The organism is Herbiconiux oxytropis (genome assembly GCF_024979315.1).
In the GTDB taxonomy this organism is placed as follows: domain Bacteria; phylum Actinomycetota; class Actinomycetes; order Actinomycetales; family Microbacteriaceae; genus Herbiconiux; species Herbiconiux oxytropis.
The window spans coordinates 301,980-317,789 of sequence record NZ_JANLCK010000004.1 but is presented as its reverse complement, the minus strand read 5'-3'; the positions used below and the strand labels follow the sequence as shown (position 1 = coordinate 317,789).

The 15,810-nt window shown below is 70.0% G+C and carries 14 protein-coding genes and 1 other RNA gene; 6 read left to right on the top strand and 9 right to left on the bottom strand.

Annotated features, from left to right (window positions below; genetic code table 11):
- Nucleotides 1–6 precede the first annotated feature (6 nt).
- Complete coding sequence (locus N1028_RS10005) at nucleotides 7–948, bottom strand: SDR family NAD(P)-dependent oxidoreductase (RefSeq protein ID WP_259527555.1); 942 nt, start codon at nucleotides 946–948, stop codon at nucleotides 7–9.
- Nucleotides 948–1,634 (bottom strand): SIMPL domain-containing protein, encoded by a 687-nt coding sequence (locus tag N1028_RS10000; RefSeq protein ID WP_259527549.1) that lies wholly within the window; start codon nucleotides 1,632–1,634, stop codon nucleotides 948–950. The genes N1028_RS10005 and N1028_RS10000 overlap by 1 nt, the downstream gene beginning before the upstream one ends.
- 162 nt (nucleotides 1,635–1,796) lie before the next feature.
- On the opposite strand from N1028_RS10000, the gene ssrA reads away from it, so the two are divergent.
- Nucleotides 1,797–2,194: a transfer-messenger RNA gene (gene ssrA / locus N1028_RS09995) on the top strand.
- A gap of 55 nt (nucleotides 2,195–2,249) precedes the next feature.
- Here the strand turns inward: ssrA and N1028_RS09990 are convergent.
- Nucleotides 2,250–2,750 (bottom strand): MarR family winged helix-turn-helix transcriptional regulator, encoded by a 501-nt coding sequence (locus tag N1028_RS09990; RefSeq protein WP_259527547.1) that lies wholly within the window; start codon nucleotides 2,748–2,750, stop codon nucleotides 2,250–2,252.
- A gap of 10 nt (nucleotides 2,751–2,760) precedes the next feature.
- Nucleotides 2,761–3,423, bottom strand: coding sequence for a histidine phosphatase family protein (locus tag N1028_RS09985; RefSeq protein WP_259527545.1), 663 nt, complete (start codon nucleotides 3,421–3,423; stop codon nucleotides 2,761–2,763).
- A gap of 49 nt (nucleotides 3,424–3,472) precedes the next feature.
- Here N1028_RS09985 and N1028_RS09980 point away from each other — a divergent pair, with 49 nt between their 5' ends.
- Together N1028_RS09980 and N1028_RS09975 are read left to right on the top strand one after the other, a co-directional pair.
- Nucleotides 3,473–3,919 (top strand): META domain-containing protein, encoded by a 447-nt coding sequence (locus N1028_RS09980; RefSeq protein ID WP_259527542.1) that lies wholly within the window; start codon nucleotides 3,473–3,475, stop codon nucleotides 3,917–3,919.
- Nucleotides 3,920–3,984: 65 nt separating this feature from the next.
- Entirely contained in the window at nucleotides 3,985–5,499 is a 1,515-nt protein-coding gene (locus tag N1028_RS09975; RefSeq protein ID WP_259527533.1) for a S1C family serine protease, read from the top strand.
- A 32-nt stretch (nucleotides 5,500–5,531) separates the two neighbouring features.
- On the opposite strand, the gene N1028_RS09970 is transcribed toward N1028_RS09975, so the two are convergent.
- From N1028_RS09970 to aroA, 4 genes are read right to left on the bottom strand one after another with little or no spacing between them, the layout of a single operon-like run.
- The gene (locus N1028_RS09970; protein ID WP_259527532.1) at nucleotides 5,532–6,053 is read right to left on the bottom strand and encodes a septum formation family protein; all 522 of its coding nucleotides are present in this window, start codon (nucleotides 6,051–6,053) and stop codon (nucleotides 5,532–5,534) included.
- Between the two features lie 4 nt (nucleotides 6,054–6,057).
- Nucleotides 6,058–6,909 (bottom strand): inositol monophosphatase family protein, encoded by an 852-nt coding sequence (locus N1028_RS09965; RefSeq protein ID WP_259527531.1) that lies wholly within the window; start codon nucleotides 6,907–6,909, stop codon nucleotides 6,058–6,060.
- Nucleotides 6,910–6,918: 9 nt separating this feature from the next.
- Nucleotides 6,919–7,995, bottom strand: a complete 1,077-nt coding sequence (gene rsgA / locus N1028_RS09960) for a ribosome small subunit-dependent GTPase A (protein ID WP_259527529.1) — start codon at nucleotides 7,993–7,995, stop codon at nucleotides 6,919–6,921.
- Nucleotides 7,996–8,005: 10 nt separating this feature from the next.
- Nucleotides 8,006–9,364 carry a 3-phosphoshikimate 1-carboxyvinyltransferase gene (gene aroA, locus N1028_RS09955; protein WP_259527521.1) on the bottom strand — a complete coding sequence of 453 codons (1,359 nt, stop codon included), beginning with the start codon at nucleotides 9,362–9,364 and terminating at the stop codon, nucleotides 8,006–8,008.
- 108 nt (nucleotides 9,365–9,472) lie between these two features.
- On the opposite strand from aroA, the gene N1028_RS09950 reads away from it, so the two are divergent.
- On the top strand, nucleotides 9,473–10,075 hold the full coding sequence (locus N1028_RS09950) for a sigma-70 family RNA polymerase sigma factor (protein ID WP_259527513.1): 603 nt from the start codon (nucleotides 9,473–9,475) through the stop codon (nucleotides 10,073–10,075).
- Entirely contained in the window at nucleotides 10,072–10,314 is a 243-nt protein-coding gene (locus N1028_RS09945) for a zf-HC2 domain-containing protein (RefSeq protein ID WP_259527511.1), read from the top strand. Before N1028_RS09950 ends, N1028_RS09945 begins: the two co-directional genes overlap by 4 nt.
- A gap of 77 nt (nucleotides 10,315–10,391) precedes the next feature.
- Here the strand turns inward: N1028_RS09945 and N1028_RS09940 are convergent, their stop codons facing one another.
- On the bottom strand, nucleotides 10,392–14,204 hold the full coding sequence (locus N1028_RS09940) for a multifunctional oxoglutarate decarboxylase/oxoglutarate dehydrogenase thiamine pyrophosphate-binding subunit/dihydrolipoyllysine-residue succinyltransferase subunit (RefSeq protein ID WP_259527502.1): 3,813 nt from the start codon (nucleotides 14,202–14,204) through the stop codon (nucleotides 10,392–10,394).
- Nucleotides 14,205–14,349: 145 nt separating this feature from the next.
- Between N1028_RS09940 and guaB1 the strand changes: the two genes are divergently transcribed.
- The gene (gene guaB1, locus N1028_RS09935; RefSeq protein WP_259527496.1) at nucleotides 14,350–15,801 is read left to right on the top strand and encodes a GMP reductase; all 1,452 of its coding nucleotides are present in this window, start codon (nucleotides 14,350–14,352) and stop codon (nucleotides 15,799–15,801) included.
- Nucleotides 15,802–15,810: the final 9 nt, after the last annotated feature.

The following is a 15,810-nucleotide window of genomic DNA, read 5'->3' as shown; positions in this document are numbered from 1 at the left end:
AGAGGGTCAGCCGGGGAGGTCGGGGGAGACGCCTGTGAGGTGCTCGGCGGCGGCCCAGAGGGCGCGCCCGATCGCCGGGTCGCGGGCGTAGGGCTTCGCATCGACCACCGAGGGAGCGCCCTTCAGCTGCCGCCAGCCATCAGGTCCCCAGTACTGGCCGCCCTCGGCCCGAGCGTCGACGGCGGCGGCCACGAGCGGCCAGGCGCCCGCGTCCTTGCCCTGACCGACGAGGCGGTACGCGGCGCGGATCACGGGCGTTCCCTGCTTGGGCGCGGGCAGGATGTCGCGATGCGGCGACAGCTCGTCCACCGCGAACCCCGGATGCGCCACGATGCTCGAGACGGTCGAGCCCGCGAGGCGAAGCCGCCGGTCGAGCTCGAAGCCGTAGGTCATGACCGCGAGCTTCGAGCGGCCGTAGGTGCGGAACTCGCGGAACCGCCCGGAGGTGGCCTGGAGGTCGTCGAGGTCGAGCCGGAAGAACTCGTGGCTGATGCTGCCGAGGTGCACGATCCTGGCCGGATGATCCTGACCGGCGGGCGCTGACAGGGCGGGCAGCAGGCGGCCGATGAGAGCGAAATGGCCGAGCAGGTTCGTGCCCACCATCATCTCGAAACCGTCGGCGGTCTGCTGCCGGCCCTTCGACGACAGCACGCCCGCGTTCGCGATCAGGGCATCGATGCGGGGGAGCCCGGCGAGCTCCTCGGCCGCTTCGGCCACCGACGCGAGGTCGGCGAGGTCGAGCCGCACGAAGCGCGCATCCGAACCCGGAACGCGCCGAGCAAGCGAGGCGAGGGCTGCCGCGCCCTTCTCGGGCGTGCGCGCCGCGATCACCACGGAGGCGCCCGCGGCGGCGAGCTGCTCGGTGGCCCAGTAGCCGAGGCCGCCGGTGCCTCCCGTCACCACGACGGTGCGGCCGGCGAGACCCCTGAGTGGCCGCGCGGCGGCCATCAGAGGGCGGCCGCGGGCGAGGCGGCGAAGCGGATGTGCACGGTGGCCTCGACGGCGATCGCACTGGGGCGCAGTTCCATGCCGCCGCCGCCCGCCGCCGGCATGGCGCGGCCCAGGGCCATCATCTCCGGCGCGCCGAGGGGTGCGATCGCGGAGCTCTCGAGCAGGCCGGGGTCGGCCACGGCGAGGGCCCGCACCTCACCGAGCCCGAGCGCCTCCGCGTACTCGTGCGCCTTCTCGAGCGCGTCGACCACCGCGCTCCGCCTCGCCTCGCTCTGCACCTCGTGCTCGGTCTCGGGCGAGAGCAGCCAGTCGATGCCGTCGATCGCGATGCCCTCCCGGATGGCGACCACGTCGATCCATTCCGACAGGGCCTCGAAGTCGTCGAACTCGGCGTCGACGAACACAGCGCTGTGGAACTCCACCGGCAGCCGCGTGCCGTCCTGGCTCCACGGCCGCTGACCCCACACCCGGATCTCCTCCGAGCTCCACACGATCACGGGCCCGTGCTGCTCGTCGAGGAGGGTCTCGAGTGAACCGGTGAGCGACTCGTGCGCCGCCCTCGTGGCCGCCAGCACGCTGTCGCGCTTCGAGCCCTCGAAGCCGATCCCGATGCGCACCCTGGCGCGCTCGGGATTGCGGCGCAGCCGACTCGATCCCGCTACCGTGATGATGGTCTCCTGCATGGGTTCCACGATATTCCATGCACCTGCATGTCCCCCGTCGTCCGAAATCCGTCGTAGACTAGAGGGCTGGTTCAGATGGCCACCAACACGGTGCAGATCGTCACGGTGCACATCGTCGGATCAGAATTTGGTAACTCAAGAGCGTGCGACGACGACCTGCACGGGGATGATCGGTTTCGACATCGCCTGCGAAACCACGAGAAGCGGGTCGAGGATGCGGGGTTATCTCGTTAACGCCCTCCGCAAAACATAAGTGCCAATTCAAACAGCACTGTTGCGGCCAAGAAGGCCACCTTCGCTCTCGCAGCGTAGGTCTTCCTTCTAGCTAAATAGCAACTGTCGGTCCGGGAATGCTCTCTACCCGGGTTCCGGCATTATCCAGAGAGATTGCTGCGTGACTGTGTCTCAGGGTCACGCGGGACTTGCACTGTGGCTGGGCCCGTCGACCTAGGTGCCTGTAGCAAAGGTCGGGGCCGAGTAGAACGTCTGTACAGGCTACGCCCGTAGAAGGCGTGGAATCACAGCGATGGACGGGGGTTCAATTCCCCCCATCTCCACCATCGGTCGTCGTCGCACTCTCTTGCCACGCGGTTCTCCGCGCATCCGCTCCGCCGGTCAGGCGTCGAGCGCCACCGGCAGGTCGTAGGGCGGCCTGCGCAGCTTGGGATCCTGTTCCCTCAGGCGCCGCAGGAACGCCGCCACGACCGGCAGCTCCTCGTCGGACAGGTGTGCCGCGAACTCCTCGCGCACCACACGGAGCACCTCGGCGGTGGCTCTCTCGAACGCCTGCGAACCCTCGGCGGTCGGCCGCACGAGGATGACGCGGCGGTCGTCGGTGGACTGCTCCCGCTCGATCAGCCCACCGCGCTGCATGGCGGCCACGAGCTTCGACGCGGAGCCGCTGCTGTAGAGGAGCGTGCGGGTGAGGTCGCCGATCGAGAGTGCGGAACCCGGTTCGGCGTTGAGGTTGTAGAGCACGTCGTACTGGGCCCAGGTGAGCCCGGCCTCCTTGCGGATGGAGTGCTCGATCAGCCGCATCACCCTCGTGTGCGCGAGCACGAAGTCAGCCCAGACCGAGAACTGACGGGCATCCAGCGACACTGCGGAATCGTTCATCGTTCCGACTCTAGTGCCCGAGCGGCTCCCCGGTGGGGTCGGGGGCTGTGGCGTCGTCGAGCGCCTCGCCACCGAGCGGCTCGCCCTGCCAGGTCGTCGCGACCCACCCCTCGCCAGGCGATCCCTCGAGCACCACGATGCCGGTGTTCTCGAGCCCGTGCGAGCGGCTGAAGGCGGCGTCGAGGTTCGACGACGACCACGATGCCCAGGTGCGGATGGCGGCGCCGTGGCTGAACACCACCACGGTGCCGCCCGGATGCGCTGCGGCCAGCTCGCGGATGACGCCGTCGTAGCGCGCGAAGAACTCCTCGCCGCTCTCGCCCCCTGGCAAGCGGCCGGAGAGGTCGGTCCACCACCCCATCAGGGTGCCGAGGTAGGTGGAGACGGCCTCGTGGTCGGTGCGCTGCTCGAGGTCTCCCGCGGTGATCTCGCGGAGTCCCGGATGCTCGGTGGGCACGAGGCCGCGCTCGGCGGCGAGGGGCGCGGCCGTCTCGTGGGTGCGCTGCATGCTCGAGACGGCGATCGCGTCGATCCGCTCGCCGGTGAGGACGGCCGGCACGGCCGACGCCTGGGTGCGGCCGAGGGCGGTGAGGCCGGGGCCGGGGACAGCGGTGCCGAGGGCGCCGCGCACGTTGTCGATGGTCTGGCCGTGACGGATCAGGAGGAGTCGCATTGCGTCCAGCCTATGTTGCTAGCGTGGGCGGTGATCAGAGGAGAACCACATGACATCCGGAATCATCCGCAGATCAGTGATCGCCATCGGCATCGGCCTCGTGGCCACCGCCCTGAGTGCGTGCGCGTCGAGTGGCGCGTCCGGCGGCCCAGGCACCCCCGCTACCGAATCGGACCTCGTCGGATCCTGGGTGACCGGCGAGACCTACACCACCGCACCGAACGAGCCCTACCTCACCTTCTCGGACGACGGATCCTGGAAGGGCTCGGACGGCTGCAACGGGGGCGCAGGCTCGTGGAGCGTCGGCGGGGACGGCGCGATCACGGCCACCGCCGCAGGCTTCAGCACGCTCATCGGCTGCGAGGGGGCTCCGCTGCCGAAGTACCTCACCAGCTCCCGTGCGGCTTACCTCGACGGCGAATCCCTCGTGCTCGCCGACGAGGCGGGCGAGACGCTCGTAACCCTGGTGCCGGCGCCAGAAGGATCTATCGAATAATCGTCAGCTCTCTGTATGATCGTCGTTGCTGAGGCATTCTCAGTGCTTCGATCGGAGGAGAGCCCATGTTCCGACCCTCGACATCCCGGGTGGCCGTCTCACGCACATCGGCGGTCGTCGTGCTCATCGCCACGAGCGCCGTGCTGAGTGGATGCTCGGGCGGCGGGCAGGCGGGCGCGGCCGGTTTCGACGCCGTGCAGTCGGCCACCATCCGCATCGAGGCCGAAGGCACGTTCGCCGACCCGGAGAACGGCGCCTCCGCCGAGCAGGCGGGCACCGGATCGGGATTCCTCATCTCGGCGGACGGCCTCGCCGTCACGAACAACCACGTCGTGGCCGGTGCCGGAACCATGAGCGTGCAGGTCGGCGGAGCGGATTCGGCGCACGACGCCGAGATCCTCGGATCATCGGAGTGCCTCGACCTCGCCGTCGTGCGGGTCGACGGTGAGGGGTTCCCGTTCCTCGGCTGGCAGGAGGGTGAGATCGCCACCGGTGAGCAGGTCTACGCAGCGGGCTTCCCGCTCGGCGACCCGGACTTCACTCTCACCCAGGGGATCGTGTCGAAGAACGACACTGCGGGGGAGTCGGCCTGGGCGTCGCTCGACCACGTGATCGAGCACGACGCGAAGATCCGCCCCGGCAACTCCGGCGGCCCGCTCGTGAACGCCGACGGTGAGGTCGTGGGCATCAACTACGCGAGCATCGGCGAGCTCGACTCGAACTTCGCCATCCACCGCGACGAGGCGCAGGCGGTGCTGAAGCGGCTGATCGACGGTGAGGACGTCGAGAGCCTGGGCGTGAACGCGCAGGCGCTGCCCCCGCAGGAGGACGGTGCGGTCGGCGTCTGGGTGAGTTCGGTGAAGGCCGGTTCCGCCGCCGACGGCGCGGGCATCCTCCCGGGCGACCTGCTGCTGCGCATGGCGGGCACGAGCCTCGCCGAGGAGGGCACGCTCGAGGAGTACTGCGACGTCGTCCGCACCCAGGGCGCCGACGGCACGATCGACGTCGACGTCTACCGGCCCTCGGAGGACGCCCTCTATCGCGGCCAGTTCAACGGCAAGCCGCTCGAGCCGGTGGAAGTGCCGGGCATCGGCAGCGTGACGGGCGACGACGACCGGCCATACGTCACGGTCACCGATGATTCCGGAGTGCTGAGTGTCGACGTCCCCGCCGACTGGGCCGATGTCGACGGCAGCTCGTTCACGGGAATCGGCGGTCACGAGTTCCTCGACGTGAGGGCGAGCACCGATCTCGCGCAGTTCGAGGAGTCCTGGGCCACGTCGGGGGTCACGGTGTCGGCAGCCCCCGCGGCCCCCGACCTCACGCCCGAGGCGGTCTTCGCATCGCTCACCTCGCTGACCGGGCAGTGCACGCCGGTGACGGAGGATGCGTATTCGGACGGGGTCTACGAGGGCCGCTACCAGTACTTCTCCGCCTGCGGAGGTTCGAGCGACTACGTGGTCGTGGCCGCCCAGCCCGCCGACGGCAGCTTCGTGATCGTGGTGACGGTCACGATCGCCGCCGAGAGCGACCTGCCCGCGATCGAACAGGTGATGGGCAGCTTCGCGGCCGACTTCTGATCGGCGCGAGCGGGTTCAGCGTCGGTGCCGGGTCAGATCCCGGCGCCGGCGAGCGATCCTGTGGTCTTGCCGCTGGGGTCGCCCACGATGCAGGAGACCAGACGGTCGTCGCCCTGGGTCCACGACTCCTCGGTGGGGGAGAAGTACGTGTATCCGAGCATCGACTCGTCGTAGGAGATCCCCACGAACGGTTCGAACTCCGCGAGACACGTCTCCTCGGCCTCGGAGTCGATGGCCTCCATGCCGGGGAACTCATCGCCCGACACCTCGAACTCGGCGTAGACCTCGAAGTCGTGCTCGTCGGCGCAATCGACGATCGGCACCTCGGTGACCTCCTCGGACGCGGTGTCGTTCAGGCAGTCGCCCACCGCGAGGGTGAAGACGTCGGTGTCGGTCTGATCGATCTCCTCGCCCGTGGCGGAGTCGGTGGCCGGCGGCGCCGAGGGCGGGAACAGGGCCGAGCAGCCGCCGAGCGCGAGGCCGAGGGCGAGCAGAGCGGCGGAGGACAGGATCGTGGTGGTGGCGCGGACCGTCGTGCCGGAGAGCTTCGTCATGTCTTCAATCCTGGCCCAGTTCGCGGGAGACGAGCGACAGGGTGGCGTCGTGCAGATGACCGTTGGTCGCGAGGGCACTGCCGCTCCACGGCCCCGGCACGCCGTCGACGGAGCTGAACCGGCCGCCGGCCTCCTCGATGATCGGCACGAGGGCCGCCATGTCGTAGGGCTGCAGGTCGAACTCGGCAGCGATCTCGAGCTGCCCCTCAGCCACCATCATGTACGACCACATCTCGCCGTAGGCGCGGGTGCGCCAGACCTCCCGGGTGAGCGCGGTGAGCTCGGGCAGCCGGCCCGCCTCGTCCCAGCCCTTGAAGCTGTTGTAGCTGAGGGAGGCGTCGGCGAGCTCGGCGATGCCCGAGACCCGGAGCGCCCTCACCTCGTCGGGACCGTCGCCCTGCACGTCGGTCGTGAAGGCTCCCAGCCCGTGGGCGGCCCACCAACGCCGGCCGAGGGCGGGCGCGCTCACGACACCCACCACGGGCACGCCGTCGACCGCGAGCGCGATGAGGGTGGCCCAGACCGGCACGCCGCGCATGAAGTTCGCCGTGCCGTCGATCGGGTCGATGATCCACTGGCGGGACGATCCGGATCCGTCGACGCCCGCGTCCTCCCCGAACTCCTCGCCCAGGATGCCGTCTCCCGGGCGGGTGGCGGCGAGAACGGCGCGGAGGGCCTCCTCGACGGCACGATCGGCGTCCGTCACCGGCGTGCGGTCCGGTTTCGCGGTGACGTGCAGGTCGAAGGCCCGGAAACGGCTCCGTGAGATCGAGTCGGCGTGGTCGGCCAGCCGGAGCGCGAGCTCGAGGTCGTCGGCGACGTGCGGGGCGGTGGCGTGGTCGTTGTCCTGGGTCACCGATCCAGGCTAGCGCCCGCCCGCCGGGCCCGAGGGCCCCGTGGTGTCGAGCAGCTTCTGCAGTGAGTGCAGCCGGGCGCGTCCGCTCTCGCCGAGTTCGCCGGCCTCCACGCGGTCGACGATCTCCCAGTCGTGCGCCTCGGTCAGCGGGATGCCGCCGGGGGGAGGGGTCTCGGGCAGATGGGCTGTCGCCACGAACGAGCGCAGGATGTTGGCGGGATCGACGTGCCCGAGGCCGAACGAGCGCACCCCCGGGGTGTCGATGATCCAGCCCGTGCGCCCGTCGCCCGAGTGCAGCCGGAGGCAGACGGTGGAGGAGGACGTGTGGCGACCGCGGCCGGTGACGGTGTTGACCACCCCGGTGGCGCGATCCGCCCCGGGCACGAGCGCGTTCACGAGTGTCGACTTGCCGACGCCCGAGTGCCCCACCGTCACGGTGCTCTTGCCCACGAGCAGTTCGGTCAGCTCGTCGACGGGCACGTCGTCGCGCGAGAGTGTGACGACGCGGAGGTCGAGGGCCGCGAACTCGGAGAGCAGCTCCGCCGGATCGGCGAGGTCTGTCTTGGTGATGCAGAGGATGGGGGTGACCCCGGCGTCGAACGCCGCCACGAGGTAGCGGTCGATCAGGCGGGCCCGCGGCTCGGGGTTGGCGGCGGCGACCACGATCAGCATCTGGTCGGCGTTCGCCACGATCACGCGCTCCACGTCATCGGAGTCGTCCGCGCTCCGGCGGAGCAGGGTGGTGCGCTCCTTCACCCGCACGACCCGCGCCAGCGACCCCGACTCGCCGCTCGTGTCTCCCACCACGTCGACGTGGTCGCCCGTCACGATCGCGGTGCGGCCGAGCTCCCGGGCCCGCGACGCGGTGACGGCGTGCTCCTCGGGGGTGTCCTCGCCGATCAGCACGGTGAACCGGCCGCGGTCGACGGTCATCACGCGACCGGCCACGGCGTCGTCGTGGCTCGGCCTCGTCTTCGTGCGCGGGCGGTTGGCCTTGGGGTTCGGACGCGTACGGATCGACGACTCGTCGAAGTCGCCGTACTCGCCCTCGTCGTCCTCGTCGTCGACGTCGCTCCACCAGCTCATCGGCGAGCCCTCACGCGCCTGCTGTGAGGAGCCCGTGCCAGAGCTCCGGGAACTGGGGGAGGGTCTTGGCGGTGGTCGCGATGTCCTCCACGAGCACGCCGTCGACCGCGAGGCCGATCAGGGCACCCGCCGTGGCCATCCGGTGATCGGCGTAGCTCGACCACAGGCCGCCGTGGAGCGGGCGCGGCGTGATCGCCAGTCCGTCGGGCAGCTCGGTGACCTCACCGCCCAGGTTGTTGATCTCGGTCGCGAGAGCGGCCAGCCGGTCGGTCTCGTGGTGGCGGATGTGGCCGATGCCGGTGATCTCGCTCGGCTCGTCGGCGAGGGCGGCGAGAGCCACGAGCGGAGGCGCGAGCTCCCCTCCCGTCGAGAGGTCGATCGACACACCGCGGATGCGGTCACCGGCCGTGACCGTCAGGCGGTCGCCTTCGAGTTCGACGGTGGCGCCGAACAACGGCAGCAGCTCCGCGAGGTCGGCCCCGACCTGGGTGGTCGACGACGGCCAGCCCGTGATGGCGACGGAACCGCCCGTGACGATCGCGGCCGCGAGGAAAGGCGCAGCGTTCGAGAGGTCGGGCTCGATGGCCACGTCGGCGCCGGCGATGGCGCCTGGCTCGACGCTCCAGGAGCCGGGCTCGTTCGACACCGCCCGCACACCGCGGGCCCGGATGGCGGCGAGCGTCATCTCGATGTGCGGCAGGCTCGGCAGGCGGTCGCCGTGGTGCCGGAGCTCCAGGCCCTCGTCGAAGCGCGCGGCGGCCAGCAGGAGCCCGCTCACGAACTGGCTCGACGAGGAGGCGTCGATGGTGAGGGAGCCACCACGGATGCGGCCGCTGCCGTGCACGGTGAACGGCAGTGCGGCCCGGCCGTCGTCTCCGATGTCGACACCGAGATCGCGCAGCGAGCTGATGGTCGTGGCCATGGGGCGGCGACGCGCACCCTCGTCTCCGTCGAACGTGGTGGGGCCCAGGGCGAGAGCGGCCACGGGGGGAAGGAACCGCATGACGGTGCCGGCGAGGCCGCAGTCGATCGTGGTGCTGCCGAAGAGCTCCTCGGCGGGGGTGATGCGCAGGTCGGGACCGAAGCCGCCTGAGCCGTCGACCTCCTCGATCGTGGTGCCGAGCGAGCGGAGCGCCTCGACCATGAGGTCGCTGTCGCGGGAGTGCAGGGGCGCGCGCAGGATCGACGGCGCGTCGGCGAGAGCGGAGAGCACGAGCTCCCGGTTGGTGAGCGACTTCGAACCGGGCAGGGAGAGGACCGCGTGGATCGGCGCGGTGGCACGGGGAGCCGGCCAGTGCTCGTCGTGCGACACCGGGGAGTCGTCGCCATACGGGTTGAACTGCGGCACGGAATATCTCGAAACAGGCATCGGTTATCAGAGTAGTCGGACGACGGATTCTTGGAGGAACAGCGCTTGACGGCAACTGCAGTACTGAACCCACCGGAGCTCGCAGCCCCGGTCGTAGACTTGGGCTCGATGAGCACTCCCACCCCAGATCCCCGCGCCCTCTTCGAGGAACAGGCCATCCCCTTCCTCGATCAGCTCTACGGCGCGGCCCTGCGCATGACCCGCAATCCCAGCGATGCGCAGGACCTCGTGCAGGAGACCTTCGTGAAGGCCTACGCGGCGTTCGGCCAGTTCGAGCAGGGCACCAACCTCAAGGCCTGGCTCTACCGCATCCTCACCAACACCTACATCAACCTCTACCGCAAGAAGCAGCGTGACCCCTACCAGGGTTCGACGAGCGATATGGAGGACTGGCAGCTCGGCACCGCCGAGTCGGTCACCGCCTCTCTGTCGAGCCGATCGGCCGAGGCAGAGGCCATCGACCACCTCCCCGACAGCGATGTCAAAGAGGCGCTGCAGTCGATCCCCGAAGACTTCCGTCTGGCCGTCTACCTGGCCGACGTCGAGGGCTTCTCCTACCAGGAGATCGCCGACATCATGAAGACCCCTGTGGGCACGGTGATGAGCCGCCTGCACCGTGGCCGGCGACTGCTCCGGGGTCTCCTCACCGATTACGCGCGAGAGCGGGGCCTCGAGGCCACCGCCGCGCCCGCCAGAGGGAGCAAGAAATGACCAACGACTGCGGTTGCGACAAGGCCAGGGCCGAGCTCGAGGAGTATCTGCGCAACGAGATCTGCCGCACCGACGCGGCCGACATCCGAGCCCACCTGGAGACCTGCGAGGGCTGCCAGTCCGAGCTGCACGTGGGCATCGTCCTCACCCAGACGGTCCAGCGCGCCTGCAAGGAGACGGCCCCGGAGGAACTCCGCGACCAGCTGCTGGCCCGGCTGCGCACCCTCCAGTCCCACTAGCGCCCGCCCACACGTCAGAATCCGCACCACCCGCGAGGGTGTGGTGCGGATTCTGACGTTTCGGCGGAGGGCTGGGGCTAGCTCAGCGCCTTGGCGATGAGCTCTGCCTGCTCTACCGCATGCCGCTTCGCGCTTCCGGCCGCGGGGGAGGCCGCCGCCGGTCGTGAGGCCACGGTGATGGTGCGGCCGTCGAGGCGGCTGGCGAGCTCTGTGCAGATGAAGGGCCAGGCGCCCTGGTTCTGCGGCTCGTCCTGCACCCACACCAGCTCGGCGTTCGGGTAGCCGGCGATGATCCGGTTGATCTCCTCGAGCGGCAGCGGGTAGAACTGCTCCACGCGCACGAGGGCGATGGCGTCGTTCGGGTTCTTCTGCAGCTCGCTCGCGAGGTCGTAGTGGATCTTGCCGGAGTGCAGCAGCACCTTCCTCACCGCGTCGCGGTCGGTGATGCGGGCGTCGTCGATGACGGGCTCGAAGCGGCCGGCCGTCAGGTCCTCCACCGAGCTCGTGGCTCCGCGGAGCCGCAGCATCGCCTTGGGGGTGAACACCACGAGAGGCTTCCGCGGCCGGGCGTACGCCTGGCGGCGGAGCAGGTGGAAGTACGACGCCGGCGTGGAGGGCCGCGCCACCGTCATGTTGTTCTCGGCGCACAGCTGCAGGAACCGCTCGATGCGGGCCGACGAGTGGTCGGGGCCCTGACCCTCGTAACCGTGCGGGAGCAGGAGCACGAGCGATGAGCGCTGGCCCCACTTCTGCTCGGCCGACGAGATGAACTCGTCGATGATGGTCTGCGCGCCATTGGCGAAATCGCCGAACTGCGCCTCCCAGAGCACGAGGGCATCGGGCCGCTCCACCGAGTAGCCGTACTCGAAGCCCATCGCCGCGTACTCCGAGAGCAGCGAGTCGTAGATCCAGAACCGGGCCTGGTTGTCGGCGAGGTTCGCGAGCGGCAGCCACTCCTGACCGTTCTCACGGTCGTGCAGCACGGCGTGGCGCTGCACGAACGTGCCGCGCCGCGCATCCTGACCCGCGAGACGCACCGGAGTGCCCTCGACCAGGAGGGAGCCCAGGGCGAGCAGCTCGCCGAACGCCCAGTCGATGTTGCCGTTGCGGCTCATCTCCACGCGCTTGGTGAGAAGCTGCTGCAGCTTCGGGTGCACCGTGAAGCCGGCGGGCTTGTTGTCGAACGCGTCGCCCACGAGGCGGATGGCCGATTCGGAGACCGCGGTCTCGAACGGCGCCGTCGTGCTGTCGTCGCGCTGCGCCTCGGGGCGCTCGAGGTCCGAGACCGCCTGCGTGTCGGCCGTGATGACCGGGATCGAGGAGGTCTGGGCTGCGTGCGTCTCGGCGAAGGCGCGCTCGAGGCGGTCCTGGAAGTCGCGGTGCGCGGCCTCGTACTCCTCCTCGGTGATGTCGCCGCGGCCGACGAGCGACTCCACGTAGAGCTTGCGGACGGACCGCTTGGCCTCGATCAGGTTGTACATCAGCGGCTGGGTCATCGAGGGGTCGTCGCCCTCGTTGTGCCCGCGTCGGCGGTAGCAGATGAGGTCGATGAACACGTCGCGGTGGAACTGCTGACGGAACTCGAACGCGAGCTGCGCCACCCGCACGACCGACTCGGGGTCGTCGCCGTTCACGTGGAAGATGGGCGCCTGGATGGTCTTCGCCACGTCGGTCGAGTAGACCGAGGAGCGCGACTCCGACGGGGGAGTCGTGAAGCCCACCTGGTTGTTGATGTTGATGTGGATCGTGCCGCCCGTGCGGTAGCCGCGCAGCTGCGACATCTGCAGGGTCTCCACCACGATGCCCTGGCCGGCGAGGGCCGCGTCGCCGTGGATGAGGATGGGCAGGGTCGAGAACGTGCCGATCGGCTTCCTGTCCTGCTTGGCCCGCACGATGCCCTCGAGCACGCCGTCGGCGGCCTCGAGGTGGGAGGGGTTGGCGGCGAGGTAGACCGGGATCTCCTTGCCGTCGGAGGCCGTGAAGGTGCCCTCGGTGCCGAGGTGGTACTTCACGTCGCCCGAGCCCTGCACGGTGCGCGGATCCTGGGTGCCCTCGAACTCGCGGAAGATCTGGCCGTAGGTCTTGCCTGCGATGTTCGTGAGCACGTTCAGTCGGCCGCGGTGCGCCATGCCGATGGCGACCTCGTCGAGACCCTCCTCGGCGGCGCCCTGGATGATGGCGTCCAGCAGCGCGATCGTCGACTCGCCGCCCTCGAGCGAGAATCGCTTCTGGCCGACGTACTTGGTCTGCAGGAAGGTCTCGAACGCCTCGGCCTCGTTGAGCTTGGCGAGGATGCGCATCTGCTCGTCGTGGCCGGGCTTGGCGTAGGGGCGTTCGACCTTCTCCTGGATCCAGCGCCGCTCGGCGGGATCCTGGATGTGCATGTACTCGATGCCGATCTTGCGGCAGTAGGAGTCACGGAGCACGCCGAGGATGTCGCGGAGGTAGGCCTGGCGGGAGAGTCCGAACTCGCCGGTCACGAACTCGCGGTCGAGGTCCCAGAAGGTGAGGCCGTGGCTCGCGATGTCGAGGTCGGGGTGGGTGCGCTGGCGGTACTCGAGCGGGTCGATGTCGGCCATCAGGTGGCCGCGCACGCGGAACGCGTTGATCAGCTCCTGCACACGCGCGGTCTTGTCGATCGCACTCGCCTCGTCGACCGAGATGTCGGCCGCCCAGCGGATGGGCTCGTAGGGGATGCGGAGCTCGGCGAAGATGTTCTCGTAGAATCCGCGCTCCCCGAGCAGCAGCTCGTGCACCTTCTTGAGGAACTCGCCGGAGCCCGCGCCCTGGATGACGCGGTGGTCGTAGGTGGAGGTCAGGGTGATGACCTTGCCGATGCCGAGGTCGCTCAGCACGCGCGGCGAGGCGCCCTGGAACTCGGCCGGGTACTCGAGGGCGCCGGCGCCGATGATGCAGCCCTGGCCCTTCATGAGTCGCGGCACGGAGTGCACCGTGCCGATGCCGCCCGGGTTGGTGAGCGAGAGGGTGGTGCCCTGGAAGTCGGCTCCGGTGAGCTTGTTGGCGCGGGCCCGGCGCACGAGGTCCTCGTAGGCGGCGAGGAACTCGTTGAAGCCCATGGTGTCGGCGCGCTTGATGCCGGGAACGAGGAGGGCGCGCGAGCCGTCGGGCTTGGGCATGTCGATCGCGATGCCGAGACCGACGTGGGCGGGAGCCACCACGGAGGGCTTGCCGTCGACCTCGTCGTAGTAGACGTTCTGGCTCGGGAACTCCTTGAGCGCCTGCACGAGGGCCCAGCCGATGAGGTGCGTGAACGAGACCTTGCCGCCGCGGGCGCGGCGCAGGTGGTTGTTGATCACGATGCGGTTGTCGATCATGAGCTTGGCCGGGATCGAGCGAACGCTCGTGGCGGTGGGGACCGTGAGACTCGCGTCCATGTTCGTGGCGAGAGACTTGGCCATGCCGCGCAGCGGGGTCACGACGTCTTTCTCGGCCGCGGCCGCGTCGTCCTTCGCGGCGTCCTCCGCCGAGACGCTCCGGGTGGAGGGGGCCTCCGCCGGGATCGGCTGGGGGCGCGCCTCGATGCTCGTGGTCTTCGCGATGGGCTGCGTCGCGGGCCGCGCCGAGGAGGCCTCGGCGATCTGCGCGGACTCGGTCTGGGCGGGCGGTGTCGCGGTGACGGGGGCCTCAGGGCTGCCCGTGGCACCCTCGGGCGCGTTCGACGCGGGCTCCTCGCTCGCGGGAGCGGCGGAGGCGGTGGATGCGCCGCCCGTGTTCGCGCGGTAGCTCTCGAGCACCGGCCACCACGACTTGTCGACCGAGTTCTTGTCGGCGACGTACTGCTCGTACAGTTCGTCGACGAGCCACTCGTTGGCCCCGAATTCTCCCGATGCGCCGTCGTCGGTGCTCGTTCCCGTCACTTGGCTAGCCAAAGCCGATCGCCCACTTCCCGTTTGCCTCACGATGGCACGTGTCGGTGTCTGCTGCGCTGCTTTCACGCGTGGACACGTGCACGTTCAAGCCTAAACCCACGGGCGGAGTCCCGAGACCAGAGGCGGCGGGTTTAGCGTGGGTCGCATGGAGTTCTACGGTGACCCTTCCCGCGACGATCTGACCTACTCGGACGTCTTCCTCGTGCCCTCCCGCTCCGCGGTCACGAGCAGGCTCGACGTCTCGCTCGCGCCGACCGACGGCACCGGAGCCACGATCCCGATCGTGTCGGCCAACATGAACTCGGTCACCGGGCCCAGGCTCGCGGCATCGCTCGCTCGTCGCGGCGGTCTGGGGGTGCTGCCACAGGATCTCCCGCTGCAGGAGCTCGACGCCGCCATCCGCTGGGTTAAGGAGCAGTCGGTGGCCTTCGACACGCCCTTCACCTTCCAGGCAGGCCAGACCGTCGAGGAGGCGCTCCGCCAGGTGCCGGCGGTGCCGGGCCAGGGACTCGTGATCCACGACGGCGACCACTACGAGGGCTGCATCCCGGCCGTGCGCCTGGCGACGGCGCTCCCGGACGCCCGGCTCGGCGATCTGCTGCAGGGTGCGGCGCACCACGGGGCGCTCACGAGCATCTCGGCCGACGACATCGACGGCCCACGGGACGCGTTCGACGCCATGGTGGCCGCCGACCTCGACTTCGCACCGATCGTGCGGCACGGCGCGGTCGTCGGAACCCTCAGCCGCACGAGCGCGCTGCGTGCGACGATCTACCGGCCCGCCGTCGACTCCGACGGCCGCCTCCTCGTGGCCGCGGCCGTGGGCATCAACGGCGACGTCGCGCTCAAGGCCCGAGCGCTCGTGTCGGCAGGCGTCGACGTGCTCGTGGTCGACACCGCGCACGGCCACCAGGAGGGGATGCTGCGCGCGCTCAAGGCCATCCGCGAGGCGAAGCTCGGCGTGCCGGTGGTGGCCGGCAACGTGGTGACCTCACGGGCCGTGAACGACCTCGTCGACGCGGGCGCCGACATCCTGAAGGTGGGCGTGGGACCGGGCGCCATGTGCACGACCCGCATGATGACCGCGGTCGGCCGGCCGCAGTTCTCCGCCGTGCTCGAGACGGCGGCGGCCGCGAAGGAGCGCGGGGCCCACGTCTGGGCCGACGGGGGAGTGCGCTACCCGCGCGACGTCGCCCTCGCCCTCGCCGCCGGGGCCGCCTCGGTCATGATCGGCTCGTGGTTCGCGGGCACCGTCGAGGCGCCGGGCCGGCTGGCGGCGGATGCGGAGGGCCGGCTCTACAAGGAGAGCTGGGGGATGGCCTCGACCAAGGCCGTGCAGGAGCGCTTCGGCCGCCTGGACGCCTACGAGCTCGCGCGCAAGACCCTCTTCGCCGAGGGCATCTCGTCGAGCCGGATCTACCTCGATCCGCTGCGGCCCTCGATCGAGGACCTCCTCGACATGATCACCTCCGGCGTCCGCTCGTCGTTCACCTACGCCGGGGCTGCCGACGTGGCGAGCTTCCACGACCGGGCCCTCGTCGGCATCCAGTCGGCGGCGGGCTACGAGGAGGGCAAGGCGCTGCCGGTCAGCTGGTGACCGGAGCTA

Excerpts from the sequence above, each read along its gene's own strand:
- N1028_RS10005 (WP_259527555.1), bottom strand. The coding sequence starts at position 948 with ATGGCCGCCGCGCGGCCACTCAGGGGTCTCGCCGGCCGCACCGTCGTG.
- N1028_RS10000 (WP_259527549.1), bottom strand. The coding sequence starts at position 1,634 with ATGCAGGAGACCATCATCACGGTAGCGGGATCGAGTCGGCTGCGCCGC.
- N1028_RS09990 (WP_259527547.1), bottom strand. The coding sequence starts at position 2,750 with ATGAACGATTCCGCAGTGTCGCTGGATGCCCGTCAGTTCTCGGTCTGG.
- N1028_RS09985 (WP_259527545.1), bottom strand. The coding sequence starts at position 3,423 with ATGCGACTCCTCCTGATCCGTCACGGCCAGACCATCGACAACGTGCGC.
- N1028_RS09980 (WP_259527542.1), top strand. The coding sequence starts at position 3,473 with ATGACATCCGGAATCATCCGCAGATCAGTGATCGCCATCGGCATCGGC.
- N1028_RS09975 (WP_259527533.1), top strand. The coding sequence starts at position 3,985 with ATGTTCCGACCCTCGACATCCCGGGTGGCCGTCTCACGCACATCGGCG.
- N1028_RS09970 (WP_259527532.1), bottom strand. The coding sequence starts at position 6,053 with ATGACGAAGCTCTCCGGCACGACGGTCCGCGCCACCACCACGATCCTG.
- rsgA (WP_259527529.1), bottom strand. The coding sequence starts at position 7,995 with ATGAGCTGGTGGAGCGACGTCGACGACGAGGACGACGAGGGCGAGTAC.
- aroA (WP_259527521.1), bottom strand. The coding sequence starts at position 9,364 with ATGCCTGTTTCGAGATATTCCGTGCCGCAGTTCAACCCGTATGGCGAC.
- N1028_RS09950 (WP_259527513.1), top strand. The coding sequence starts at position 9,473 with ATGAGCACTCCCACCCCAGATCCCCGCGCCCTCTTCGAGGAACAGGCC.
- N1028_RS09945 (WP_259527511.1), top strand. The coding sequence starts at position 10,072 with ATGACCAACGACTGCGGTTGCGACAAGGCCAGGGCCGAGCTCGAGGAG.
- guaB1 (WP_259527496.1), top strand. The coding sequence starts at position 14,350 with ATGGAGTTCTACGGTGACCCTTCCCGCGACGATCTGACCTACTCGGAC.